1 pseudogene is annotated in these 251 nt (G+C 66.5%); it reads right to left on the reverse strand.

Going from position 1 to position 251, the window contains the following annotated elements:
- Window positions 1–115 precede the first annotated feature (115 nt).
- Window positions 116–251, reverse strand: a pseudogene (locus FNJ47_RS52210) (8-oxoguanine deaminase); the annotation flags it as partial.

The raw sequence follows: 251 nt of genomic DNA on the forward strand, positions 1-251 counted from the left end.
TGGCCGACGGGGCCGAGCGCGGCGTCGTGATCCAGGATGGCAAGATCGTTGAACTGGTCGGCCGCGGTCGCCAGGCCGCGACCGCCGATATGACGATCTTCGACGCCAGTACCCATGTGGTGCTGCCCGACAGCAGCAATTCCGACATCGCGACGGTGACGCCGAGTGACAAGGCGTCCGGCGTCAGCCTCGCCCACACCGGATAGAGTGCCTGAAGCCAGGGAAAGAGCTCGCGATCGAGCGCAGCCGGA

It is taken from the genome of Bradyrhizobium uaiense, from assembly GCF_010811875.1.
In the GTDB taxonomy this organism is placed as follows: Bacteria; Pseudomonadota; Alphaproteobacteria; order Rhizobiales; family Xanthobacteraceae; genus Bradyrhizobium; species Bradyrhizobium uaiense.